Below are 26,495 nucleotides of genomic sequence, written 5' to 3'. Positions count from 1 at the left end.
TTAGAAAGAAGGTTTATAAACATGACTGAATCACTATTAGGCAATAGAAATATTAATCAGCTTGCATTTGTTGTAAAAGATATTGAATCTGCTAATGTAGCTTTTACAAAATTGTTAGGCATTAAGAAGGTTGAACCATTTCTAACTGGTGACAGTACTGTTTCGAAGGTGATTTTTAAAGGTGAACCAACAGATTCAAAATCTAAACTGGCTTTTCTTAATACACCAACCGTCCAATTCGAACTCATAGAACCGGATAAAAATCCATGAACAATGCGTGAGTTTTTGGATACAGTAGGTGAAGGAATTCATCATATTGCTTTTGATGTTGACTCTATCCAAAAGAGGCTTCCTGTGATGGAGAAAAGTGGATATCCAGTATTGCAAACAGGTGAATTTACCTCGAGTGACGGCCGGTACGTGTATGTAGATACACTAGATGATCATAAAACGTTAGTTGAACTGCTTGAGAGTGCAGAACCGAGGCAAACAGTGTGGGAAAAACCGGAAGATGATAGCGTTCAGCCGCTTTTAGGGACTAACAAAGTAGAACAGCTTGCAATTGTCGTTAAAGACCTTGATGCGGCTGCGGATGCCTACTGTAGATTACTAGATATGGAAAAACCGTCGATCATTCACTCTGGTTCCCCTGAGGTAACAAATGTGATTTACAAAGGAAAGCCTACCGAAGGAAAATCAAGATATATATTTTTCAATACGCCATTAATTCAAATTGAATTGATTGAGCCGGGCGATTCTCCGAGTACTTGGAAGCATCATCTTGAAACGTATGGGGAAGGAGTTCACCATATCTCGTTTGTCGTAAAAGATATGGATGAGAAAATGAAGATGTTGGAAAAAATGGGTTATCCGGTCATTCAGACAGGTAACTTTTATAACGGAAAAGGACGATATGCATATATGGACACGACATCGACATATAAAGTGATTATTGAATTGCTAGAACGTTTTGATACGTAAACGAATGTCATTCAATTACCAGCTAAAATATGTGTTCATATTAAAGTGTCTGAACACTTATGACTTACATAATGAGTAATTATCAATACTCAGTGAAGCATTAATTTGGAAACATAGAAAATCTGAACAAGAATGAGTAAATAGAAAAAGCATAGGAAATAGCCAGATTTCTACAACCAGATTTGTATGAGCCTTGGGTAGAAACTGGAACTTAGAAAGGAGAGAAAACGAGGGGAAATGGCTAATTATACGATTGTTGATAAAGAAACTTGTATTGCTTGTGGAGCATGTGGAGCTACAGCTCCTGAAATTTATGATTACGATGAAGAAGGTATTGCATTTGTTACATTAGATAATAATGAAGGAACAGCGGTCATCCCTGATGAATTAGAGGAGGATGTGCTAGATGCTTTAGAAGGATGTCCAACCGAATCTATAAAAATAGCCCAAGCTTCTTTTGATGGTAATCCTTTTAAACTGGAGATATCTTAAAATGGTCTCAACTAGTACCAGGTTTATATGATTCCTTAGAATCATGTTATTTTTTAGTAAGGAAAATAAAGTCGCTAGTTTGACATTATTTATTATTGCTACATTGAAAAGCATAAGCCGGACATTTAACATTTTTGACTCCTTGTATTTTGATATCACTTATCAGGTAATGAGAAATATCACTAGAAATATGGCAAGTCCGCCCTTCAAGATTTATAGATCCATGACCAGAAAGAAGAACGATTGATTCTAATAGGGTATAACTCGAGGTGATTACTGATGATAGAAGAAAAGAAGATTGATGATATTACAGTTATTGGTGGCGGTCCAGTAGGTTTATTTACAGCTTTCTATGGTGGAATGAGGCAAGCAAAGGTGAAAATCATAGAGAGTCTTCCACAATTGGGAGGACAACTCACCGCTCTTTACCCTGAAAAATTCATTTATGATATAGCTGGATTTCCAAAAGTACGGGCTCAAGAATTGGTAGAGAATTTAAAAGAACAAATGAAGGTATTCGAACCGACGATTTGTCTTGACGAAGCGGTTAAACTGATTGAAAAGCAAGAAGATGGGACATTTAAAATCACTACAAACCTAGATACTCATATTTCTAAATCAGTTATTATTACTGCAGGGAATGGAGCTTTTCAGCCTCGTAAATTAGAACTAGAAGATGCAACTCAGTTTGAAAACAAGAATTTACATTATTTTGTGAATGACATGACTCGATTCAAAGGAAAAAAAGTAGCGATTCTAGGCGGTGGAGATTCGGCTCTTGATTGGGCACTTATGCTTGAGCCTATCGCTGAAAAAGTAACATTGATACATCGAAGAGATAAATTTCGTGCTCATGAACATAGTGTAAACCAATTGATGAATTCGTCTGTTGAAGTCAAAACACCATATGTTCCTTCAGAGCTGGTAGGAGCAGATCAAATCACTAAAATTGTCTTAGAACACACTAAGACTCAACAAAAAGAACTAGTTGATATAGATGACCTAATTGTTAACTATGGTTTTATTTCCTCTCTTGGCCCAATTAAAGAATGGGGTCTAAAACTTGAGAAAAATTCAATTATAGTTAATTCCAAGCAAGAAACAAATATTTCAGGCATATACGCTGCCGGGGATATTTGTACGTATGAAGGAAAGGTTAAATTAATTACAACAGGATTTGGTGAAGGTCCTACTGCAGTCAATAATGCTAAAGCCTATATTGATCCTAAAGCCAAAGTTCAGCCAATGCATAGTACTTCCTTATTCGCATGATTTGCTAGTAGTGCATTAAATTGTAGTCTTAAAAGTGATTTTCAAGGGTAATGGTAAGGTAGTAATTTTTGACCATACCCTTGAATGTTTTCCTGTTCCAATTTTCTCAATGCTTCACGAACCGGTGTACGGCTATAGTTAAACTGTTGGGCGATATCATCTTCCGTTAAACGATCCCTAGGTAAAAATACCCCTTCTATAATTGCACTCTTAACAACGTAAAATATTGCTTCCCTTAAGGGTTTAGATGAATAATATTCAATTTGCTCTTTAATATACTGATAATGGTTTGCTTCCATGGTGCTCCTTTCGAATATACAATTAATATACATGTATATTAATTGTATATTAAAACTCATTTGAAGTCATTCAAAGCTTCTGGTATAAGTTACTATAACCAAATGCCGATACGTATATATGGGCACCCAGAGCCTTCTTGTTTCTAGAAATCGCATCATAATGTTGTTTTTTTGTCTCTGAATTCTTTTCTTCTTTTTCATTATGGAGGTCCTTCAGGAAAAAATGGTATTTTTCCTTTAATTATTCACAAAATATAATAGCTACACAAAATAATGTAAAAAAAGACAATATGAACATGGAGAGTGATTAGTAATGGAAGAAATACGCGAAGAAAGATTTTGTGAAACTTGTAAAAAAGAGACAGTTCATACAGTAAGAGAAGATGCATTAGAAATAGAATATATCTGCAATGAATGTAGTCAGCACCAAGAGGTTTTTAAGACGTTTTTTTAGAAATTATTCCAATTTAAATTTGAAAAGAATTTGAGAATTTCTTAAATTTTTAGGCACTCTCAATTATAACTTTAAGATTAAATAGTATGAATTTATTTTGTACCTATGAAATTGAAATCTGCGGAGTGAGTGGTTAATGGCTACTAACTCTTTTTTTCTTTCTTTTTTTGTTTGGATATGACCTACCATTTTTAATGTCAATAAAAAATAACACCTTATTTATTATTTGTTTCCTTCGTAGGATAAAGAAAACCCAGATAAAGGGCGCTTTATTAAGTGTCCTTTATCCGGGTTATAATCCTCTGGTAGGAGCTCTTTTCTTTTTATTGAGCTGTATAACCACCATCCAACACAACAGCCTGGCCGGTGATGCCTCGGGCTTTGTCACTTGCTAGGAAAATGGCATAGTCGGCGATTTCGCTTACGTCGAGTAAGCGGTTTTGTGGGACGAGCGGATAGATAACTTCTTCCAAAACGCTTTCTAGTGGCACTTGTCTTGTTCTTGCTAGATCTTCCAGTTGGCCGCGTACGAGAGGTGTGTCCACGTATCCTGGGCAAAGGGCGTTTACTGTTATTCCCGAAGATGCGCTTTCAAGGGCGGCGACTTTCGTCAATCCAATTACACCGTGTTTTGCACTATTGTACGCTGCTTTATTAGCAAATCCAATCAGTCCATTAATGGAAGAGATATTAATGATTCTGCCAAAACCTTGTTCTTTCATAATGGGCAAAACGTTTTTAATTGCTATGAATGGAGCGGTTAGCATAATTTTGATCATCTGTTCGAATTTTTCAGTTGGGAACTCTTCAATCGGAGCAACATGCTGAAGTCCAGCGTTATTAATGAAAATATCAATTCGGCCATATTTCCTTTTGGTCTGTTTGATTAGTTGAATAATTTCTTCTTCATTTGTTACGTCTGCTTTAAAGCCGGTGACTTCCAAGCCTTTGTTTCTTAAATCTAGAGCTGCATCTTCAACTGTAATTTGATTAAGGTCTGAAAGAACGACCTTTGCTCCATTTTCAGCAAAGATCTTTCCAATTTCAAAACCGATTCCTCTAGCAGACCCCGTAATGATCGCCACTTTATCTTTAACCATATTACATTCCTCCAAAAAAAATGTAACGGTCTAAATCTGTCAAAAAGTTTAGTTTGATATATAGGGAATATTCATATGAAAGCAAATTTAAAATATCAAGGGAAGGTAATAAAAATATGGGGGGATGGTTATTGATTTAGAGTCTATCATAATTTTCAAAATAACAAAAGATTTTTATTTTCTCTTAGTGTTGGCATGGATATTGCATGTATATAAGTTGAGTAAAATGTAGGAAATATCATGGATAAGAAAGGAGAAACGAGATGATCAAAAATATAGCAATTATCGGTTCAGGTGTAATGGGGAGTGGAATCGCTCAGTCATTCGCAGTTAGCGGGTATTTCGTCACTATCAACGATATTAAAGAAGAGTTTCTATCGAAAGCCCAAGATCGAATATCTGAGAATCTATCCCTGCTCATTGAAGAAGGTGCTATGACTGAACAGGAAAAGCAGGGTGCTTTATCTAATATTACATATAAGGTTGACTTGAAGGAGGCCGTCAAGGATGCTGACTTTATAATTGAGGCTATTCCGGAAGTCATTGAATTGAAGTTGGACCTTTATCAACAATTGGAGCAAATAGTGAAAGAGGATGCAATTATTGCTTCAAATACATCCACCTTCCCGATTTCTCGATTGATGGAGACTGCTTCGTTTGCGGACCGGATGATAATCGCGCATTTTTTTAATCCTGGGCATCTGGTTCCTTTAGTTGAAATTGTTCAGCATAATGTAACAAAGCCGGAAGTCGTCGAGGCTACACTTGATTTAATTCGTAAAATAGGCAAGTCTCCGATTCTTTTAAAAAAAGAAATAGCAGGATTCATTGCCAATCGTCTGCAGACTGCCTTGATGCGGGAAGCCTTTTATCTCTTAAAAGAGGGCGTAGCCACTGCTGAGGATATTGATACAGCCATTACAGCGGGACCTGGATTTCGCTGGGCGTTTACTGGGCCAATCGAGATTGCTGATTTTGGGGGACTTGATACATGGCAGCGCGTTTTTGATAATGTTGCACCAGAGTTGGACCAAAGTAAGCAAGCCCCGATCATTATTCGGGATTTAGTGGAAAAGGGGAAGCTTGGGGCGAAGTCAGGTGAAGGGATTTTCACTTATGAGGAATCTACCGTTTCTCAGAAAATCAATGAGAGGGACCGTAATTTTATTAAACTAGGAAAATTAAAAATGGAGAAGGAGGAAGTATTATGAGAGAAGTAGTGATTGTAGGAGCAGCAAGAACACCAGTTGGTACGCTTGGAGGTAGTCTTGCCAATGTTTCAGCGGTTGAACTGGGAGTGGTAGCAGCTAAAGAAGCAATTAAGCGGGCCAATATTTCGGCTGACATGATCGATGAGGTATTGGTTGGGAATATTCTATCGGCCGGGTTAGGGCAAAATGTGGCACGTCAGGTTGCGATTCATGCAGGGGTCCCGGAAACAACACCAGCTATGGCCATCAATAAGCTTTGCGGGTCGGGGCTCCGTACGGTAATTATGGGGGCCCAATTCATAGCACTTGGTGATGCCGATGTGATTCTTGCTGGGGGTATTGAAAGCATGAGCAATGCCCCGTATTTACTTCCGAATTACCGTTTTGGACAGAAGATGGGGAATGCCGAGGTCGTGGATTCAATGACTTATGATGCCTTAACGGATGTTTTTAATCAGTATCATATGGGTGTAACGGCCGAGAATATTGCGGCACAGTGGGAAATCAGTCGTGTAAAGCAGGATGAATTTGCTTTACATAGTCAGTTGAAAGCTGAAAAGGCCCAAATTGAAGGTCGATTTGTAGATGAAATCGTCCCTGTTGAATATAAACGCAGAGGAAAAACGGTCTTAGTTGACCAAGATGAACATCCACGCCATGGGCTAACGATAGACCAGCTAACGAAACTTCGACCTGCTTTTAAGGAAAATGGAACGGTTACGGCCGGAAATGCGTCTGGAATCAATGATGGCGGTGCGATGCTGGTATTGATGTCTAAAGAAAAAGCTGACGAGCTGGGACTGGAAATTTTAGCATCTATCAAGTCATATGCTAACGCTGCGCTTGATCCAAAAATCATGGGATACGGTCCAGTACCTGCGACAAAAAAAGCTTTAGCAAAAGCGGGATTGAAAATTGATGAAATTGATTTAATGGAAGTGAATGAAGCCTTTGCGGCACAGTCACTCGCTGTGCTGAAGGACCTTGAACTGGATCCAGAAAAAGTGAATGTTAATGGCGGTGCGATAGCACTTGGCCATCCTGTAGGTGCTTCTGGTGCGCGGATTTTAGTTACATTATTGTATGAAATGAAGCGTAGAGGTGCAAAAACGGGCCTTGCTACTTTATGTATTGGTGGCGGGCAGGGTACAGCGCTGATTGTTGAACGGTAAAGGTGACTTGGTCTTATTTTCCTATGATATAATGGGTAAACATCAGATGGATTAAGGAGAATAGGTATGGCCAATGATAATAAAACGGTTCAATTAGAATTAGTAAAAGCGATATTGGAAGAATTACCTTTTGGGATTTTGGTAACGAAAAACGAAAAAGAAATCGTCCTATACAATCGCGTATTATCTGAGGGGTTTTCAGAGGATCAATTTGATCAGCAAACAACGTTGATTATTAAAAAAAATCTATTGTCAGCTGTAAATACGCCTATTTATTTGAACGGTAATAATGTGATTGTTAGAAAAGAGATTGTTCAAGTGGCTGATGAGGAGTATCAATTTTATTTCCTGTTATTTACGAACAATAAAAATGATTTTCTTAATATTGATAATCATGAAGAAATCCTTTTTAAAGATATTATTGAATTTGCCTATGATGGTTTGGTTATGGTCGATACGGAAGGGTATGTACAAATGTTGAGCCATGCATATGCTGATTTTCTTGGGGTCGATCAGGAAAGCTCAATTGGGAAGCATGTAACGGAAATCATCGAAAATACCCGTATGCATTTAGTAGCCAAAACTGGCAAACAGGAAGTCGCTGAATTACAAAAAATTAAAGATAATTACATTATTGCGACCCGTTCCCCGATTCTGAAACAAGGTAAAATCGTAGGGGCGGTCGGGAAAATATTATTTAAAAATGTCGGGCAATTTACGGCTCTTTCCAAACGGGTAAACTTATTGGAAATAGAGCTAAAAAAGTATAAAGGTGATTTTCGGGAGAGAAATAAAGCATCCTATACGTTTGATCATATTATGGGGAAAAGTCCTGCTCTTATGGAAGTAAAAGTACAAGCCAGAATTGCAGCTAAAAGTGACTCAAATGTGTTGATACTGGGTGAAAGCGGAACAGGTAAGGAGCTGTTTGCCCATTCCATTCATAATGAAAGCAGACGAGCCATGGGTGTATTCGTTAAAGTGAACTGTGCAGCTATCCCAGCAGAATTGCTAGAGTCAGAGCTCTTTGGCTATGAAGAGGGTTCTTTCACCGGTGCAAAAAAAGGCGGGAAGGCAGGTAAGTTCGAAGCAGCTGATGGCGGGACAATTTTTCTTGATGAAATCGGTGAGCTACCACTGCATATGCAGGTGAAATTACTTCGTGTTTTACAAGAAAAAGAAATTGAACGGGTCGGTTCTACGGGCAGTGTTCAGATTGATGTACGGGTAATCGCGGCAACGAACCGCAATCTAGAAGAAATGGTTTCAAAAGGTGAGTTCAGGCTTGATTTGTATTATCGGTTAAAGGTCATCCAAATTCACGTTCCGTCCTTAAGGAAGCGATTAGAGGACGTTGAAATTCTGGTGAATTATTTTGTTGAAAAATACCAAAACCTTATGAAAAAGCGTGTACAGGGTATGAGTGATCAAGCTTTACGGCTACTTCGTTTCTATAAGTGGCCGGGTAATATTCGTGAGCTGGAAAATATCATTGAACGCGCGTTGAATATTGTTGATGAAGAGGAAATGATAGATTCCAAGCATCTTCCTGAAGAAATAACGGGTCACAAAGAACTAGCCCCAATCCGCACTTTAGCCGAAGTAATGGAAGAAACCGAACGTGCTACAATATTTTCTTGTCTGGAAATGACTTCAGGTAATAAATCCGAAACGGCAAAGCGGCTCGGAGTGAGTCGGACGACACTTTATGAGAAGATGAATAAGTATGGTTTATGAATTATGATTGTAGAAAAGTACCCTTGCATTTGCAACGGGTACTTTTTTATACTTTTGAACAACCTCTTTTAGAGGATTAATATAGATGTTTCGTAGTGGTCTTTATTAGGAACCTACGACACTTGTGTAAGTCGGCGAGTTTTCTTTGTTTGGATTTTTTATTAATGTGTTAAGAAATCCGTTCATTAAACGAGAGGTAATTTGAAAAGTGTATGAAAAGGCTTACACTTTTTTTGAGGTTATAAATAGAGTGTAAAGAAACCTGAACAGTTTTAGAGGATTTTAGCTTCTACAGTTAATAAAAAGGGGAAGGAAAATGATTTGAAATGCTTTAATAGATGAGTGATTTTAAATTTTAATTATGTTGGCACGAATATTGCATATGTATTTTACTGAATGGTCCATCTGTCATTTTACAAAGGGCTACGATTGGGAAAATGGATAGGGAGCAATTTTAAAGTTTCATAGTTTGTTGAAAGCATTATCAATTGGGGGAAGTAGTAGTATAATCATTCAGCTTGACTTGGGGAAGGCAGGCTCGAATTGTAAAATCCGATTGAAAATGTGAATTTGGGGGCATAGGGAGAAGAGAAAAGGGGGAATTGTATTGGTGATTCAAATTTTAGCCATTGTTGTGGCTCTTGGACTTTTAATCTTTTTAGCTTATAGAGGTTATCCGGTCATTATTATAGCACCGCTTGTTACATTATTGGCGGTCATTTTATCTGGTGGTCATTTGTTACCGAGCTATACAGAGACATATATGACATATGCAGCAAATTATGTAAAATCATTCTTCCCAATATTTCTATTAGGTGCTATATTTGGGAAAGTAATGGAGATGAGTGGTGCAGCAGCATCTATTGCCAAGACCATCGTTAAATCACTAGGTTCAAAGCGGGCCATTCTTGCTGTAGTCCTAGCCTGTTCAGCGCTGACATATGGTGGGGTTTCACTGTTTGTTGTAGCCTTTGCAGTTTATCCATTTGCTGCAGCGATTTATAAAGAGGCGGATATTCCAAAGCGGTTATTGCCAGGAACCATAGCACTGGGTGCTTTCACTTATACGATGGATGCGCTTCCTGGAACACCGCAGATTCAAAACATCATTCCAACGAATTATTTTGGAACAGATACGTATGCGGCACCATTAATCGGAATCATTGGCGCAATCATGGTATTCACAGGTGGAATGATCTGGTTAGAACATCGTCGTAAACAAGCGTTAGCAAAAGGTGAAGGTTACGGGGAAGGACATACTAATGAACCCGAAAGTGGCGAACAGCAAAACCTGCCTAACTTTTGGCTGTCCATCGTACCACTTGTGCTTGTAGTTGCGTTCAACTTCGCTTTCAGTCGCAGTGCTATTTCCGTAAAGAACTGGTATGATGGCACGATGTTAAAGGAAACCTTCAATATCGCTGATGTAAGCTCCGTAACTTCTTCTTGGTCTTTAATTGTTGCACTGACAATCGGGATCCTAGCAGCGATGCTTCTGAATGTTGGGCGCATAAAGGTCAAACTGGCAAGTGGTTTAACAGCTGCTGCAATGGGATCTTTGCTAGCAATCTTCAATACCGCTTCTGAGGTTGGTTTTGGAAATGTTGTGAAAACGCTTCCGGGTTTCTCTGTGATTCAAAATTGGGTGTTCAACGCAAGCAGCAATCCACTCGTTTCGGAAGCAGTCGCTGTCAATGTGCTATCAGGAATTACCGGATCTGCTTCTGGTGGACTTTCCATTGCATTAGAGGTAATGGGAAGTCATTACTTGCAGGTGGCACAAACTGTTGGGTTCAGCCCGGAAATGCTTCATCGTATTGCTTCCATGGCATCCGGAGGGATGGATACGCTTCCACATAACGGTGCCGTTATTACATTACTTGCGATTACAGGATTGACACATCGGCAATCGTATAAAGACATATTTGTTATTACGATCTTGAAAACGGTTACAGTGTTCATCCTTGCTTTTTCAGCATCACTGTTTATTTAAAAGAATAAACTAAGAAATGGAGATGGAGAAAATGGGAAAATTATTGTCTTCTTTGGATAGTGCCATTCAACAAATTGAGGATGGAGCAACGATTGTTGTTGGCGGTTTTGGATTAAGTGGAATTCCAGAAAATCTAATTCATGCTTTGCGTGATAAAGGAGTAAAAGATTTGACTGTTATCAGCAATAATTGTGGAGTCGATGATGCAGGTCTCGGACTATTGTTGGAGAATAGGCAAATCAAAAAAATGATTGCTTCTTATGTAGGTGAAAATAAACTGTTTGAGCAACAATTTTTAAATGGAGAACTGGAGGTTGAGCTAGTTCCTCAGGGGACGCTTGCTGAGCGTCTAAGAGCGGGTGGAGCAGGTATTCCTGCTTTTTATACAGCTACTGGAGTTGGGACAGAAGTGGCTGAAGGTAAAGAACATAAGGAATTTGATGGTCGCACATACATTATGGAAAAAGGGCTAGTCGGGGACTTCGCCTTTATCAAAGCATGGAAGTCAGATCCGTTTGGTAATCTCATTTATAGAAAAACGGCAAGAAACTTTAACCCAGTTGTAGCCACCGCGGGGAAAATCACGATTGCCGAAGTGGAGGAGCTTGTTAATATTGGAGAGCTTGATCCAGATGAAATTCATACTCCTGGGGTTTATGTACAAAAAATCTTTGTAGGAAACCATTATCAAAAACGAATTGAAAAACTTACAACCACTAACGTATAAAAAGGGGGAGTTTTCGAATGTCAAGACAACAAATATTAGAACGGGCCGTAAAAGAAATCCAAGATGGTATGTGTGTGAATTTAGGAATCGGCATGCCGACCTTGATTGCTAACATGATTCCTGGTGACCTCAATGTCATGCTTCAATCAGAAAATGGCTTACTTGGAATTGGGCCTTATCCAAATAAAGATGAAGTGGATCCGGATCTGATTAATGCAGGAAAGGAAACAGTAACGGCAAAAGCCGGGGCTTCCTTTTTTGATAGTGCTGAGTCGTTCGCGATGATTCGCGGCGGACATATCGATCTTGCCATTTTAGGTGGAATGGAAGTTTCCGAAAAAGGGGATTTAGCTAACTGGATGATCCCTGGGAAGATGGTAAAAGGAATGGGTGGGGCGATGGACCTCGTCCAAGGGGCAAAACGAATCGTTGTCATTATGGATCATGTGAACAAGCATGGGGAATCAAAAGTGAAAAAGAGCTGTACACTGCCATTGACGGGAGAGAATGTCATCCATTGCCTGATTACTGACTTGGCTGTTTTTCAATTTTCAGAAGCAGGTATGGAATTGATCGAATTGCAGAACGGCGTTACACTTGATCAAGTGAAACGCAATACAGAGGCTGACTTTACTGTAAGCTCGTCTTTAGAAATAAAGGGGTAAGTAAAAAAGTCAATTTGAACTATGGTTTTTTCGTTCCATGAAGATCCTCATTTTTCAGAGGGTGATATCTCTATTTTTAGAACAGAGTGAAATTTTCACTCTGTTCTTTTACCTTTTGTGAAATATTAATTTAGCCCTATCGGGTCATAAAAGTATTACCTTTATCAACTCCTTTGAAGGAATAAAGAGGTTGTAATTAGATGCCATTTACTTCATCTATTAATTGACCTTATTCCGAAACGCCAGTTTGAAGAATGTGAACTTCAGTTTCTACTTTTATCGTCATATTAGGATAAATCTTTTTCCATTCTTCATATGTCATTCTTTTATTTTTGGCATGATATTTCTCCTTTAAGCCAATCGGATCAATGTTTTTTTTCTGAAAATCATTAATAAGTTTGTTAGCTTCCCTAGTTAAATCCTGTTTCATTGCCATTTCAATTTTTTTAATCATTTTTCTATTTGTTAGGTTTTCACTTCTCATGGATTCCTTTACTTGACCTTCAATTTTGATTTTAATCGTGATCGAGGGGTCACTCCCTGAGTTTGAAACATTATAACTTGAACCACTTCGGATACTCTCTACCACAATTTCGCTTTTTTTCTTATCTTTTAAACTGAATTTATAAATTCCTCGTTTATGGGATTGAACTAAAGTCTTAAATACAAACATATTTTGGGTTTTCACTTTACTCACTATTTTATTTTCGTGTATCAATGCTACTCCAGAAACCATAATATCGTTATTACGTTTTTTTAATAACGGAAGAAACGCATCTCCGCCATCTGCTAGAGCGTCCTTTAAAAAAATATGGAGATTAGTATCCGGTCCGTTACCAGATTCTTTTTGTTGAGTAATTAAATCGGCTAAAAAAATGCCAATATTCACATTGCTATTAGGAGATTTTGTATAAATGACATCTTTAACCTTCCCTTCGACAATTGCCAAAATAACCCTGTTCCCAAGTTGGGGTTCACGGTAGATATAATCGGTTAGCTCTGTCATTCCAATTTGTTGAACGATTTTCTCACTAAAAAAAACGATTCGTGTCTGTCCAAGGAGCACCGGCTTATTTGCCTTTTTTGATACAATAGCTTGAACATCACTCGTTGTCGTTGATTTTCCACTTAAGATTTGATATTTCCCCATCTTTTCTTGTTGAAAGATGGGGATGACGAACATTCCTTCGATCATATCATCCTTTGTTAAATCGTAGCCAATAGCCTGGGCCATATTCACTTCGTCGACTACTTTCTGTTGTGCACAGCTGCAAAGAAGTGAATAGATTAGGATAACAGGAAGTACTTTTCTCATAAACGTTTCCTCAATTTCTTTGTATAGATGATTAACAAAAGAAGAGGCAAGTATAAACAAATGAAGTACAGGCCATATGGATTGATAATTTTATTCAAAATATAAAGGGAATCCATATCAAAAACAAAAATATTGATAAGCAGAATAATAATACTCATACACCATAATGGATACTTTTGCTGAACATTAAATAAGCGTTTAAATCCCCTGCTGGCAGCCCATAATGAAATGGTCATATTGGGTATGATAACTAAGGCCCACCAAGAGATCTCAATATATTCGAAACGTTGAATAAAGGGCAACTCGACAACGCTAGTCATTGTCAGTGTCGGCCAAATAGTCAGGACTAACTGTTTTTGTGAATAAAAGACCAGTGAAACTAAATAAATGAACACGGTCAGTAACGTAGTTGTTAAGGCACCTCCATGGGCATATTTTTGTGAAGTTTTAGCATCTTTGATAAACGGATAAAATATCAGAATCATTTCAAATCCAATCATGGTTAATGAATTATCTTGTACTCCTTTAAGTATATCTAAAATGCTGTGGTCAAAAATAGGAAGCAAATTCGTAAATTCAGCATATTTCATAGCATAGATGAGGTCAAATAGAAGCCAGTATGTCAACAATACGCTTAAAAAGGTAACGCCGGTAACAGTTCGGAACCCCCCAGAATTTATGTAATAAATCAGAATTAGAAACACTAGAGCAAATGCCCAGGAAGGTACTTCTTCAAACATCCAAACATGTACGACATTTATATAGCTAATTATTACTGTCATCCCAAGAATCAAAAAGTAAATGATGAATAACAGACTGAAAAAATTCCCAAGCCATTTCCCTAATGCCTGTGTATTGGCGGAAATGATATCCCCTGGAACGATACTGAATATTTTATAGATGATCCAAATCATAATATGAACAATTAGCCCTGCTAGAATTATGGAGATCCAGCCGTCCGTCCCCGCCGACTTCGCTAAAACTCTTTGGAAACTCAACACACCTATGCCTGTTTGCATGGAATGTACTAAAAAAATACATAGAATGGTGATACTTTATATTTATCATTTACACCAGCTTGGTTCATACAGCACCCTCATTTTTTATCACTCATTAAAATCATTCTTTCTTTTTTTTGATGTTTTTTGCTTTTGTGGTTGTCTTGTCACATTCTCTGTTCGTAAATTTACAGGTCGTGACTGGAAAAAATTAAAAGGAAGCCGAACAAAGCTGTCTTTCCAATCTTTAATGCGAAACGGGTATATTGGTTCTAGGTAAGGATGTCCCATTGAAGTCAACTTAATAAGATGTGTCATTAAAAACACGGAAGCAAGGGTTATCCCAAGCAAACCCCAGATTTGTGCCCCTAGTAGAAAGGGGAATCTAAGTAATCGAATAGCATTTCCCATTTTATAAATTGGCGTTACAAATGATGCTAGTGCCGATAAGGCGACAATGATTAATAAAATATTACTGGTAAGTCCAGCCACAACAGCAGCCTGACCGATAACAATACCGCCGACGATACCTAATGTCTGACCTACCTTTGTTGGTAACCTGGCAGCGGCTTCCCTTAACAGTTCAATTGAAATCTCTAAGAATAAAGCTTCAATTAAAGGAGGGAAAGGTATCAAATTCCTTGAAGCAACAATCGTCTCCAAAAGGTCTTTAGGAATCAGTTCATAATGAAAGGTCAGCACGGCTACATAAAGAGGTGTAGCGAATATAGAAAAAATGACCGCGAATATTCTTAATAATCGGAAAGCGGAAGCTGGAACCCAGGGCATATTATAATCTTCCATGGTAATAAAATACTCCAATAAAATGGTTGGAGCAATTAGTGCAGAAGAAGACCTATCTATCACCATGGCTACCTTACCTTCAGACAAAGCACTTGCAATCCGATCGGGTCTTTCCGTATGTAAGAAAAGTGGGAATAGAGTATTTGAATCATCATAAAGCATTTGCGCTAGATTGGATCCATCCAAAATTTCATCGAACTCTATTTCATTGATTCGTTGTATAACGGTATCGACATTTTCCTGTTCAACAATTCCTTCTATATATATAACAGCTACTTTTGTTTTAGATAAGGATCCTACAGTTAATTCATTTACTTGTAACTCTGGGATAGGCAGTCTTTTTCTCACTAGATTCAGATTGATATCAATATCTTCGACAAAAGCTTCTTGAGGACTAATGATTCCAAATTCAAGCTCGGGTTTACCAATTTGTCTTCCTTGTTTGGAGGCAATATTTATCAACAAACACTCATCGAGGTTGGTATCTAAACGAATGGCAATTTCGCCTCTCATTATCCTTTCTTCAATTACCTTCCTAGTGCAAGTGATTAGAGTATTCTCTATGGGGATATTTTCTTTAATTTGTTCCAAACTAATCGTTTCTAAAGTTGGTATTACAGATAGTACGCTCTCATGTAGTTCTTGCCCGTCAATTAAAGAGCGATAAAAAGATACCCAATAGCCAATTCCTTTTAAGTTGCCTTGATGGTTTATAAAATCATTTGATGACGAAAGGGAATTAAATAGGCTTCGTATATCGGAAACCTTATTAAAATCGTCTTTTTGATTTAAGTTTTTTTGGGAATTTCTGCGGTTAAACAACATTTCCACCTCTAAACTTAAGCTTATTATCCTATTATTCCAATTACATCCCATATTAACCTTATTAGAATATAATTGTAACTTGTTTCGTAAATGGTACATTACTTGCCACAAAGCCGAATAGAGCCACTAGGCCCTATGCGTAAAGTGTGTCATTCGGAAATCATTTTATTCTAAAGAAGGATTATTAATCGACGAAAGGATGGGTGAATGTTTTGAGGTGTAGTCAAGATTGATTTTCAGCATGATAGAAAACTGTGTAAGATATATCGATTCAAAATTAAGAGTTAAGAATGTGTCTTTTATCGTTGTTCATTTTAAGAGATTTTTTCTTAAGAAAACAATAACTAAAATACAATCTGACATTTGGTATCATGGGCATACTCCAAAGGAAGAAGGGGAATGTTGTCTTGAAAATTGATGTTATTGTAAACGCCTTAAAACTAGGGTCTAAATGATTGCACGCTTTCGTATATAAAACTGGAAAAAGAGGAACTAGTTTTAACTCGATTAACCAAAGGAGTTCACCATGAGAAGCAAAACCTTGCATATTAAATTGGATCAAAAGCTGGAAAATCTAAAATCTCTAATGGTTATGCAGGATGATGTAGTTGGTGGTGTCATTATCGGACAAGCAGCTGTTCAAGCGAATCTGCTGCAGTCTCCAGATGATTATTATGAAAGGTGGGTAGCGGGCTGGCTAGCACTTCAAAACTAGCCACACCTATAAAGTAAATTGGTGAATGATATTAAAAAGTAAGCTGCGCATTCTCGGAACACTAGGCTACGTAGGCCGATAGTGTTTAAAGGATAAAAAGCTCAAAATTGTATCATAATATAACCATATACTAAAAGTTTACATAGGTGATTTTAGGTCCCATGTTTAGGAGGACGGGTTTATAGAAGCTAAATATTGCAGAGAATCAAGGGTGATAAGAACAAGTCGTATATTCCCAAATGATGTGAACAATCATAATACATTATTTGGCGGCCGGTTAATGAGTGACGTAGATCAAGTAGCATCGATTTCTGCAGCACGTCATAGCCGAAGAGAATGTGTAACTGCTTCAACAGATTCAGTTGACTTTTTACATCCCATTCGTACAACAGATTCAGTATGTTTTATATCTTATGTGGCATGGACAGGCACATCTTCAATGGAGGTATTTGTGAAAATTATTGCTGAAGATTTAAAAAGCAGTGTACGTAGAATTGCAGCGACTGCTCTATTAACATTTGTTGCACTTGATGAACATAAACGTCCAACACGTGTTCCACAAGTTATTCCGGAAACAGAAGAAGAAAAAAAATTACATGAAACGGCATTAGATCGAGCAAGTATGCGGAAACAGAGAAAACAAAAAAGCAAAGATGTGGCTACGTTTTTAAATGTAGATTATCCTTAACTTTCATATAGAAGATAAAACTTATAACCTACGAGGTGCAAAGACAATAAATCAAAATGTAAGGAATGAAAAAATGTTAATTCAGTTACAGGATGATTTATTATTCACAGGAAGTGATTGATAAGAAGGTTCAAAGGGTATTTAGGATCCTGACATATAAAATACATATATAGGCTAGTACCCGTGCTTTTAATCTGATGTTTGTGAAAATCCCTCCTAAAATTGGGCAAATGTCAATGCCGACCGCAAATACACACATAGACTACTATAATGTAGGGTATGTGTGTATTTTTATGAGAAGGAAATATTTATTATTTGCACAGCTATAATAAAATCGCCGTTCGTACATGCAATCTAAGCTAGGTTAAGAAGCGATCAACTGGAAATAATATATCCCAAGAATAACCTCGACAGAATAAATATATTCTAATACTCAAAAGACGGTAAACAGGCTACAAAATTCCGACAAAAACTCAGGAAACATAGTATGTGGGATTTTATTAAATATTTTCCTTTTATGCGGAGATACTATCAGGAGACAAAGGTTAGAAAGGAAGACAGTATGGATCATATACAAATGGCCCGTGCGATGTTCGGGACGAATATGGCTGTACATATCATATTTGCAACGATTGGCGTCGGGTTGCCGATGATGATGTTGGCGGCAGAATTGATGTACCAAAGGACAAAAGATTTACAGTATGTTGTCATGGCGAAACGATGGACTAAAACATTAGGGGTGTTGCTTGGGGTTGGGATTCCGACTGGTACGATTGCGGGTGTACAACTGTCACTTTTATGGCCTGGATTCATGGAAGTGATTGGGCGAGTTATGGCGCTTCCGTTCCAGATTGAGATTTATGCATTTATGATTGAAGCGTTGTTCATGTCCATCTACGTGTATGCTGCTGAAAAAATCAAGCCATGGGCTCGTGTCGTGAGTTTATTCTTTGTTGCTTTTGGAGCTATGGCATCAGCTGTCTTGATTTCTAATGTACATGCTTTTGAGGGGACACCGGCTGGGTTTCGGTTTGAAAATGGGGAAATTGTCGATGTTGATCCTTGGGCGGCTTTTTTTAACCCAAGTTTCTTAGTAACAGCAGGACATACTGCACTGACAGCTTATACGACAGGTGCTTTTGTCGTAGCAGCAGTTGCAGCCTATAAGATGTTGAAGAATAAATTTGGTACTACTGAATTTAATTTTCACCAAAAAGCATTAAAGCTCAGCATTGTATTAGGATTGGTCTTCTCTTTTTTGACGGCACTTAACGGTCACGCGACGACCCAGCATTTATATAGGGAACAGCCGGAAAAATTGGCGGCCGCAGAAGGCTTGTTTGAAACAAAGGACCATGCAGGACTTACTTTATTCGGCTATACCGACAGGGAAGCTCAGGAAGTGAAGTATGGGATTGAATTTCCATGGGTATTAAGCTTCTTATCAGGCAATAGTTTTGATACAGTCGTTACCGGTTTGAACGATTTTCCAGAAGAGTATTGGCCACCGCTTTATGTCCATATTTTATTCAATGCTATGGTCCTTATTGGTTCAGGCTTAATCGCTTTAGCCTTGTTCGCTTTAGTCTGGAATAAGTGGTTGAAGAAGGATACTTATCCCAGATGGGTTCTATGGCTGTTTGTTGCTGCAGGCCCGTCATCGGTGATTTCGATAGAATGCGGTTGGATTTTTGCTTGTACAGGCAGACAGCCGTGGACGATATACAGGATGCTTTCCACTGCGGATTCAGTAACTTCATATGAAAATCTAGGGTTTTTATTCACGATGTTCATTCTTGTATATATCATTTTATGCGTATCCGTCGTGTTTACACTTTTGTATTATTTCAAACGTCATTCTGTGATGGATGATATATATATAGCCGAACAGAAAGATGAGAGGCTGTTCGATTCTAATTCATAAAAGGGGGGAAAGCCAATGAGTGATGCACTTCTTGCAATAACGCTAGTGTGGGGTTTTATTTTTCTTTATGCAATTATGGCCTCGATGGATTTTGGAGCTGGTTTCTGGGCAATGACTTACATTAAAAAGGAAGAAACGAATGCTACAAAGATAGCAAACAGCTATTTATCTCCTACATGGGAAGTGACTAATACCTTCGTAGTTGGCCTTGTCATTGCCATTTATAGTTTGTTTCCGGGGGCAGTTTTTACCATTGGGGTAGCATTAATTGTTCCCGCCAGTTTAATTTTAGTGCTTCTTTGTATTAGGAGTGCGTTCTTAGTTTTTTCACATAGTGTCGACAAGTATGAAAAAGCATTAACGTATATATCGGGGTTAACTGGATTAATCATTCCCGGGCTATTAATCAGTGTTTTGCCGATTACCCATCTTGGGTTTGTTGAAGGAATGCGAGGAAATGAAGAACTTAATCTTTTCAAGCTTTTCACAAGTCCAAATGAATATGCCTTTATGGGGTTCGGAATTTTGAGCACGCTGTTTTTATCATCGTTACTTCTATCTGATTACTCAAAACAGGCTGATGAAATGAAAGCATATAAAATATACCGGCGGGACGCGATGATAACGGGGCCGCTTATGTTAGTCATGGCTATGATGGTAATGATTACATTAAAAAGTGAAGCGAATTGGCTCTACGAGGGGATGATGAAAAACTCTGCATTATTACTCGTTTCGTTAGTCTTTTTTATCATTAGCGGAGTGGCTCTATATCTTCCTTATTTTTCCAAACGGGAGGTTAAAGGAATGCCGCGAATCGCTGTCATAGCGATTATCATTCAGTATTTGGTCGGCAGCTATGTTTATGGGATTGCTCATTTGCCATATATCATTTATCCGAATGTAACAATCCTCTCAGGTTTTACCGACCCGACGTCATTCCGGGCAGTGTTTGCCACATATATTGTAGGCTTTGCGATTTTAGTTCCAGGTTTCTATTATTTCTGGTCCATCTTTATGAAAGATCAACGTCGAAAATTCAAACGGCGACAAATGACGAATTAGTATATCTTCTAAAAGCGAGGTTATCACTATGAAAAAGTTAGATTTGCTAAAATATGCGGTTTTAGTCATCTCACTCTTTTTAAGTTATCAAGCAGTTGAAGCACATGATAAAAATTTTCAAGTTGATGGGACCTATATTTCGACAAAAAGAGATGTCACAGGTGACCAAAAAATAGATATCATCCAGGTTCAAGGATTGCCGTATGAGAAAGGAAGCAAGTTTCTTAAAAAAATAGAGCTGAGTGTTGAAAGCAACCGCCGTACAATTAGCGTACCTCTAAAAGCAGGGTATAATCCCGACCTCATGCTTGCTGACTTGAATAATGATGGGGTTCAGGATGTTTTAGTCACGGTTTTGATGGAAGGTACTGATCGCTTACTAAATAGTTATGCCTTCACGTTCAAAGATGGAAAAGTTCAGGAATTAGAGGTTCCGCCATCTGTTCCTGTAATGGCTCAATTTCTTGACGGCTACAAAGCGGAAATCATTATTGAAGGGCAAAAGCCTGTGGTGATAGATGTCAGTTCAAGAAAACAAGATTATGAAGAATTAGGTATTTATCAAGATGGAAAGTTGAATGAACCGACCGAGCTTTTGGTTGATCCCTACTCGTCATTGAACCTCAAGACCGTTTTTGGAAAAGGAAAGGGCCTTGTGGGGGTTCAATATGTGAAAGGGGCTGACGAGCGTGATCCGTTGATGGAGATTAAATCAGTATGGACCTACAACGATGGGTGGAAACTTGTAAAGGCCCAGGTTAAACCAATCAAGGTAAAGAAGAAAGAGTAGTTAGTGCACAAGGCTTGAGGCGGAGTGGGATCTTGAAACACTAAAGGAGTTAATTCCACTCAACTTATTCTGAATTCAAACATCTTGTTTGCTATGTATCACCAAGGCATTATTGGCTTGAATAAAATAGGAGACAGCTCTTAAGTATGAGAGCTGTTTTTAGTTTGTAATTAAAAATTGACAAATATAAAATATTTGGTAAAATCTAAATAAATCCAGTTTATGTATAATCATACTATTTATCTTAATATTACTGGATAAAATGTAAGCGGATACAACAGGAGGTGCTGTCTTACGGAGTTAAAAGAAAAAATAATCGAAACATCGCTGGCACTCTTTGAACAGCATGGTTTTCATGGCATCTCCGTTAACGAAATTGTAAAGGAGTGCGGAACAAGCAAAGGTGGTTTTTATCACCATTTTTCTTCTAAAGACGAACTCTTATTTGTCATTCATGATTACTTTATTTCATATGTTTTAACGAAAGCACAGGAAGCCATTTCAGCAAGTACCCACCCAACAGAAAAAATGCAAAAGATTATTCAATCATTTGTTAAAGTTTTTGACCTCTATAAACCACACATCTCAGTTTTCTATCAAGAAAGCATTTACTTAAAACCACCTTATGTAGAAGCAATCAAAAAGAAGCGTCAAATGTATAAAGAAATCATATTTTCCGTAATTCAAGAAGGAATAGACAAGGGTGAATTCCGCAGCGAACTGCCGGTTGAAATCACCGGAATGTCTATTTTAGGCATGGTGAACTGGTCCTATAAATGGTACAAAAGGGACGGGGGAAAAACAATTGAGGAAATTGGAGAAATTTACGTCGATTTAATATTACAGGCATTATTAACAGATAAACAAAAAAAAGACGCAATAACCCAGCCATATTTACTAAAAAATCAGATGGTTGTGGATTAACAATAAAAACGCTTGCATTTCACAGACCAACTAGTCGGTCTCATTAGAAAGGGGAATAAAGAAATGGATTTCTCACTTACAAAAGAACAGCAGATGATTAAGGATATGGTAAGAGATTTCGCTGAAAAAGAAATAAAACCAATTGCGATAGAACTGGATGCAAAGTCCATGTTTGCAGCGGATGTATTCAAAAAAATGGGGAAGCTGGGGCTACTGGGGATTCCATTCCCTGAAGAGTATGGTGGTTCAGGCGGAGACACGATTTCCTATGCTATTGCTGTTGAGGAGATTGGCAAGGCCTGTGGAGGCACTGGTTTAAGCTATGCAGCAGCTGTTTCACTTGGAGCAAGCCCGATTTATTATTTCGGTACCGAGGAACAGAAACAAAAATACCTTATTCCAATCACGACCGGTGAAACATTGGCAGCTTTCGGGTTGACCGAGCCGAATGCGGGCTCTGATGCGGGCGGTACAAGAACGACCGCAGTATTAGAAGGTGATGAATATGTGATAAATGGCGAGAAAACATGGATAACTAATGCAAGTTATTCCAGAACTGTCACCGTAACGGCTGTATCGGGAAAAGACAGTCGAGGCAAGAACATCATCTCTGCATTCATCGTCCCAACGGATACACCGGGAATAACAATTAATAGTAATTATGAAAAAATGGGAGTTCGAGCTTCAAATACATGTGAAATCATTCTTGATAATGTTCGAGTGCCAAAGAAGAACTTATTGGGGGATCCAGAAAAAGGATTCAAACAGTTTTTATTCACTTTAGACGGTGGAAGGATTTCAATTGCCGCGTTGGCGGTCGGTATTGCGCAAGCAGCCTTTGATAAGGCTTTAGCTTTTTCAAAAGAGCGAGTTCAATTCGGTAAATCTATTTCAAATTTTCAAGCAATCCAATTCAAACTTGCTGATATGGCGATGGAGATTGAATTAGCAAGAAATATGGTATATAAAGCAGCGTGGTTAAAAGACAATAAAAAACCTTTTGCGAAAGAAGCGGCGTTCGCTAAGCTTTTTGCAAGTGAGACTGCGTTCCGAACGAGCAATCAAGCCATTCAAATCCATGGCGGGTCTGGATATATGCGGGAATATGAGGTGGAACGCTATTTAAGAGATGCTAAATTACTAGAAATTGGGGAAGGGACATCAGAAATTCAAAGAATCGTAATCGCCAGACAATTGGGCTGTTAATCTTTTTAGAACGCAAATGAACCAAAATGCTTCTGTTCATTTTGGTGAAAGGCAGATTATTTCTATACAGCAAGAAGCGTACATACTTACTTTTACTTATTGGGAGGAGTTTGATGTCTGATTTGCTAGATGTTACTATCGGAAAACTGCTTGAAAAGACAGCTGAAGAATACGGTAATAATGAAGCGGTAGTTTATCACGAACTAGGTCTTCGTTATACGTACAGTGAATTTGAAAAAGTTTGCCGGAAGGCGGCCCGCGGTTTCATGTCACTTGAGATTGAAAAAGGGGAACATATCGCCATATGGGCGTCTAATAAACCGGAATGGCTGATTTCCCAATTTTCAACTGCAAAAATGGGCGGTGTGCTGGTTACGGTCAATACAAATTACCGCACAAGTGAACTCGAATATCTGCTTCATCAATCGGATGCAACGACGATAATCCTGATGGAACAATTTAAGGATCATTCTTATATAGATACGCTTTATGAGATAGTTCCTGAATTGAAAACGGCTAAACCAGGAAAGTTACAATCTGAAAAACTACCAAAATTAAAGAATATCATTATCTTAGGTGAAACGCGTTATCCTGGTACGTTTTCGTGGGAAGACGTCATAAGCGGAAGCGAATCGGTTTCGGAGGAGATGCTGGACATCCGAATGAAGGACCTTGCTCCTGAGGATGTCATTAATATGCAATACACTTCAGGGACGACTGGATTTCCAAAAGGGGTCATGCTGACACATTCGAATTTAGTCAACAATGGGCTAAATATTGCAGCTTGTATGAAGCTTACAAAGAATGATCGGCTTTGTATCCCCGTCCCACTGTTTCATTGTTTCGGCTGTTCCCTTGGTACAATGGCCTCTGTTACTGTTGGAGCCACAATGGTGCCAATCGTAGAATTCAATCCACGTACTGTGCTACAGACAGTGGAAGCTGAAAAATGTACGGGGCTTCACGGGGTGCCGACTATGTTCATTGCTGAATTGAATCTCGATGACTTCGATCAGTATGATTTACGTTCATTACGGACTGGAATAATGGCTGGCTCCACTTGTCCGATAGAAGTTATGAAAAACGTGGTGGATAAGATGGGAATCTCTGAAATCACGATTACCTATGGTCAAACGGAATCGTCCCCAGGAATTACGATGACCCGTACCGATGATCCAATTGAACTTCGTGTATCCTCAGTGGGAAAGGCTCTTCCGAATGTGGAAGTGAAGATCATTGATCCTAATAGCGGAGAAGAAGTCAAGCGGGGCAGACAAGGAGAACTCTGTTCAAGAGGATACCATGTCATGAAGGGGTATTATAATAATCCGGAAGCGACGGAGCAAGCGATTGATTCGGAGGGCTGGCTCCACACAGGAGATTTAGCGGTGATGGACGAAAACGGTTATTGCAAGATTACTGGCCGACTGAAAGATATGATTATACGCGGTGGGGAAAATATATACCCGCGCGAGATAGAAGAATTTCTCTATCAGCATCCTGCTATAGTCGATGTCCAAATCCTTGGTGTTCCCGATCAGAAGTATGGGGAAGAGGTAGCTGCATGGGTCATTTTGAAAGCAGGAGAAACCTTGACGGAGGAAGAATTGAGAGAGTATTGCAAAGGGAAAATATCTTTTCACAAAATTCCTCGATACATTCAATTTACTGATGGATATCCAATGACTGCATCTGGGAAAATTCAAAAGTATAAGCTTCGGGAGCAAACTCTTGAACTATTAACGGAACGTACCAAATAAGGGGGATATCGAATGATTCGAAAAATTCTTATCGCAAACAGAGGAGAAATTGCATCACGTGTAATCCGTACGTGCAAGAATTTGGGAATTAGTACGGTCGCTGTCTATTCCGAGGCAGATTCGGAAGCACCATTTGTAGAATATGCGGATGAGGCCTATTTATTGGGAGGGTCCAGAGTTCAGGAAAGCTATTTAAACGTCAAGAAGATTTTAGAAATAGCTAAAGAGGCCGGTGTAGATGCCATCCATCCAGGATACGGATTTCTAAGTGAAAATGCAGATTTCGCTCGCTCATGTGAAGATGCTGGATTGATTTTCATTGGACCCAAACCTGAAGTTATCCAGCAGATGGGCAATAAAGTTGAAGCGCGAAAAAAGATGGAGCAAGCAGGGCTTCCATTAGTGCCAGGATTCTCACGGCCATTAATTGATAGCGCTGAAGCAGCGGCAGTTGCCGAAAAGATAGGGTATCCAGTTATGCTGAAAGCGTCAGCCGGCGGCGGTGGTATCGGTATGCAGGCAGTTGCAAATGCCGATGAACTGTTAAAAGCATTCGAAGGGAATCAAAAACGTGCTCAATTATTTTTCGGTAATGGAGACATGTTCATTGAAAAATTGATTGAAAAACCCCGTCATATCGAAATTCAAGTATTAGCAGATGGATTTGGAAATGCTGTTTACTTATGGGAACGAGAATGTTCCATTCAAAGGCGCCACCAGAAGGTCGTAGAAGAAGCCCCTTCTTCATTTCTTGATGAAGAAACAAGAAAGCAGATGGGGATAGCCGCTGTAAAAGCGGTGAAGGCTATCGGGTATTGTAATGCGGGTACCCTTGAATTCTTAGTTGATGCCGATAAAAACTTCTATTTTCTAGAAATGAATACACGCCTTCAGGTCGAGCATCCGGTCACTGAGGAAATCACAGGACTTGATCTTGTTGAACAGCAAATTAAAATTGCTTCAGGCAACAAACTCGACTTTACACAAGAAGAGGTGAAAAGGGAGGGGCATTCTATTGAAGTGCGCATTTATGCGGAAGATCCCAAAACCTTTTATCCTGCACCGGGGAAAATTAGCGGTTTGAAACTTCCTGAAGGTGAAGGAATTCGTCATGAACTGGCCGTTCAGAACACATCGGTCGTTTCACATTTTTACGATCCTATGATCGCCAAATTGGTAGTAAGCGGTGGTTCGAGGAATGAAGCCATCGATAGATTAAGAGAAGCATTGAACACCTATAAAATAGATGGAATTAAAACGAACCTTCCTCTACTTAAGGAAATAATCGTCCATGAAGCTTTTTCTAAAGGCGATACAACAACGGACTTTATTGATAAATATATTAAAAAAATTACTGTATAAACTGTTTGTCGGGGATCGG

Annotated in this window: 24 protein-coding genes; 19 read left to right on the top strand and 5 right to left on the bottom strand. The window is 38.6% G+C overall.

Annotation, left to right across the window (positions count from 1 at the left end; all coding sequences use genetic code 11):
- Positions 1-21: 21 nt before the first annotated feature.
- The 4 genes from JFU50_RS31825 to JFU50_RS25020 all read left to right on the top strand — a co-directional run bounded on the left by JFU50_RS31825 (position 22) and on the right by JFU50_RS25020 (position 2,745).
- Entirely contained in the window at positions 22-270 is a 249-nt protein-coding gene (locus JFU50_RS31825; RefSeq protein ID WP_342366314.1) for a VOC family protein, read from the top strand.
- A 3-nt stretch (positions 271-273) separates the two neighbouring features.
- Positions 274-981: a VOC family protein gene (locus JFU50_RS25030; protein WP_342366313.1), complete on the top strand. Its 708-nt coding sequence runs from the start codon at positions 274-276 to the stop codon at positions 979-981.
- Positions 982-1,218: 237 nt separating this feature from the next.
- On the top strand, positions 1,219-1,473 hold the full coding sequence (locus JFU50_RS25025; RefSeq protein WP_057215514.1) for a ferredoxin: 255 nt from the start codon (positions 1,219-1,221) through the stop codon (positions 1,471-1,473).
- Between the two features lie 279 nt (positions 1,474-1,752).
- Positions 1,753-2,745 carry an NAD(P)/FAD-dependent oxidoreductase gene (locus JFU50_RS25020; protein WP_201224664.1) on the top strand — a complete coding sequence of 331 codons (993 nt, stop codon included), beginning with the start codon at positions 1,753-1,755 and terminating at the stop codon, positions 2,743-2,745.
- A gap of 41 nt (positions 2,746-2,786) precedes the next feature.
- Here the strand turns inward: JFU50_RS25020 and JFU50_RS25015 are convergent, their stop codons facing one another.
- Entirely contained in the window at positions 2,787-3,044 is a 258-nt protein-coding gene (locus JFU50_RS25015) for a GntR family transcriptional regulator (RefSeq protein WP_201224662.1), read from the bottom strand.
- A 777-nt stretch (positions 3,045-3,821) separates the two neighbouring features.
- Complete coding sequence (locus tag JFU50_RS25010; protein ID WP_201224660.1) at positions 3,822-4,598, bottom strand: 3-hydroxybutyrate dehydrogenase; 777 nt, start codon at positions 4,596-4,598, stop codon at positions 3,822-3,824.
- Positions 4,599-4,861: 263 nt separating this feature from the next.
- On the opposite strand from JFU50_RS25010, the gene JFU50_RS25005 reads away from it, so the two are divergent.
- From JFU50_RS25005 to JFU50_RS24980, 6 genes are all read left to right on the top strand, one after another.
- Complete coding sequence (locus JFU50_RS25005) at positions 4,862-5,809, top strand: 3-hydroxyacyl-CoA dehydrogenase family protein (protein ID WP_201180696.1); 948 nt, start codon at positions 4,862-4,864, stop codon at positions 5,807-5,809.
- The gene (locus JFU50_RS25000; protein WP_201180694.1) at positions 5,806-6,981 is read left to right on the top strand and encodes an acetyl-CoA C-acetyltransferase; all 1,176 of its coding nucleotides are present in this window, start codon (positions 5,806-5,808) and stop codon (positions 6,979-6,981) included. Before JFU50_RS25005 ends, JFU50_RS25000 begins: the two co-directional genes overlap by 4 nt.
- Before the next feature lie 66 nt (positions 6,982-7,047).
- On the top strand, positions 7,048-8,718 hold the full coding sequence (locus JFU50_RS24995; protein WP_201224658.1) for a sigma-54 interaction domain-containing protein: 1,671 nt from the start codon (positions 7,048-7,050) through the stop codon (positions 8,716-8,718).
- 607 nt (positions 8,719-9,325) lie between these two features.
- A complete protein-coding gene (locus JFU50_RS24990) occupies positions 9,326-10,711 on the top strand; it encodes a GntP family permease (RefSeq protein ID WP_201180691.1) in 1,386 nt (461 codons plus the stop codon).
- A gap of 31 nt (positions 10,712-10,742) precedes the next feature.
- Positions 10,743-11,438 carry a CoA transferase subunit A gene (locus JFU50_RS24985; protein ID WP_201180689.1) on the top strand — a complete coding sequence of 232 codons (696 nt, stop codon included), beginning with the start codon at positions 10,743-10,745 and terminating at the stop codon, positions 11,436-11,438.
- Positions 11,439-11,455: 17 nt separating this feature from the next.
- Positions 11,456-12,103, top strand: coding sequence for a 3-oxoacid CoA-transferase subunit B (locus JFU50_RS24980; protein ID WP_201180687.1), 648 nt, complete (start codon positions 11,456-11,458; stop codon positions 12,101-12,103).
- A 229-nt stretch (positions 12,104-12,332) separates the two neighbouring features.
- Here JFU50_RS24980 and JFU50_RS24975 read toward each other — a convergent pair whose 3' ends face one another.
- The 3 genes from JFU50_RS24975 to JFU50_RS24965 form a co-directional block, all read right to left on the bottom strand.
- Positions 12,333-13,418, bottom strand: coding sequence for a Ger(x)C family spore germination protein (locus JFU50_RS24975; protein WP_201180685.1), 1,086 nt, complete (start codon positions 13,416-13,418; stop codon positions 12,333-12,335).
- Positions 13,415-14,455: a GerAB/ArcD/ProY family transporter gene (locus JFU50_RS24970; protein WP_342366365.1), complete on the bottom strand. Its 1,041-nt coding sequence runs from the start codon at positions 14,453-14,455 to the stop codon at positions 13,415-13,417. Before JFU50_RS24970 ends, JFU50_RS24975 begins: the two co-directional genes overlap by 4 nt.
- Positions 14,456-14,524: 69 nt before the next feature.
- Positions 14,525-16,045 carry a spore germination protein gene (locus JFU50_RS24965; RefSeq protein WP_201224654.1) on the bottom strand — a complete coding sequence of 507 codons (1,521 nt, stop codon included), beginning with the start codon at positions 16,043-16,045 and terminating at the stop codon, positions 14,525-14,527.
- Positions 16,046-16,571: 526 nt separating this feature from the next.
- Here JFU50_RS24965 and JFU50_RS24960 point away from each other — a divergent pair.
- From JFU50_RS24960 to JFU50_RS24920, 9 genes are all read left to right on the top strand, one after another.
- Positions 16,572-16,760 (top strand): hypothetical protein, encoded by a 189-nt coding sequence (locus tag JFU50_RS24960; RefSeq protein ID WP_201180679.1) that lies wholly within the window; start codon positions 16,572-16,574, stop codon positions 16,758-16,760.
- Between the two features lie 181 nt (positions 16,761-16,941).
- Positions 16,942-17,448 (top strand): acyl-CoA thioesterase, encoded by a 507-nt coding sequence (locus JFU50_RS24955; protein WP_056519293.1) that lies wholly within the window; start codon positions 16,942-16,944, stop codon positions 17,446-17,448.
- Positions 17,449-18,010: 562 nt separating this feature from the next.
- Positions 18,011-19,372, top strand: coding sequence for a cytochrome ubiquinol oxidase subunit I (locus JFU50_RS24950; RefSeq protein ID WP_201224652.1), 1,362 nt, complete (start codon positions 18,011-18,013; stop codon positions 19,370-19,372).
- Between the two features lie 15 nt (positions 19,373-19,387).
- The gene (locus JFU50_RS24945; protein ID WP_056519298.1) at positions 19,388-20,434 is read left to right on the top strand and encodes a cytochrome d ubiquinol oxidase subunit II; all 1,047 of its coding nucleotides are present in this window, start codon (positions 19,388-19,390) and stop codon (positions 20,432-20,434) included.
- A 28-nt stretch (positions 20,435-20,462) separates the two neighbouring features.
- Positions 20,463-21,224 carry a hypothetical protein gene (locus tag JFU50_RS24940; RefSeq protein WP_201224650.1) on the top strand — a complete coding sequence of 254 codons (762 nt, stop codon included), beginning with the start codon at positions 20,463-20,465 and terminating at the stop codon, positions 21,222-21,224.
- A 312-nt stretch (positions 21,225-21,536) separates the two neighbouring features.
- Positions 21,537-22,148, top strand: coding sequence for a TetR/AcrR family transcriptional regulator (locus tag JFU50_RS24935; protein WP_201225184.1), 612 nt, complete (start codon positions 21,537-21,539; stop codon positions 22,146-22,148).
- A gap of 63 nt (positions 22,149-22,211) precedes the next feature.
- Positions 22,212-23,354, top strand: coding sequence for an acyl-CoA dehydrogenase (locus JFU50_RS24930; protein WP_201224648.1), 1,143 nt, complete (start codon positions 22,212-22,214; stop codon positions 23,352-23,354).
- A 113-nt stretch (positions 23,355-23,467) separates the two neighbouring features.
- Positions 23,468-25,114 (top strand): AMP-binding protein, encoded by a 1,647-nt coding sequence (locus JFU50_RS24925; RefSeq protein WP_242486012.1) that lies wholly within the window; start codon positions 23,468-23,470, stop codon positions 25,112-25,114.
- A gap of 12 nt (positions 25,115-25,126) precedes the next feature.
- Positions 25,127-26,476: an acetyl-CoA carboxylase biotin carboxylase subunit gene (locus JFU50_RS24920; RefSeq protein WP_201224646.1), complete on the top strand. Its 1,350-nt coding sequence runs from the start codon at positions 25,127-25,129 to the stop codon at positions 26,474-26,476.
- Positions 26,477-26,495 lie beyond the last annotated feature (19 nt).

Origin of the sequence: Peribacillus sp. TH14 (genome assembly GCF_016651145.1) — a bacterium.
Classification (GTDB): domain Bacteria; phylum Bacillota; class Bacilli; order Bacillales; family DSM-1321; genus Peribacillus; species Peribacillus butanolivorans.
This window is presented reverse-complemented; position numbering and strand designations above follow the sequence as displayed.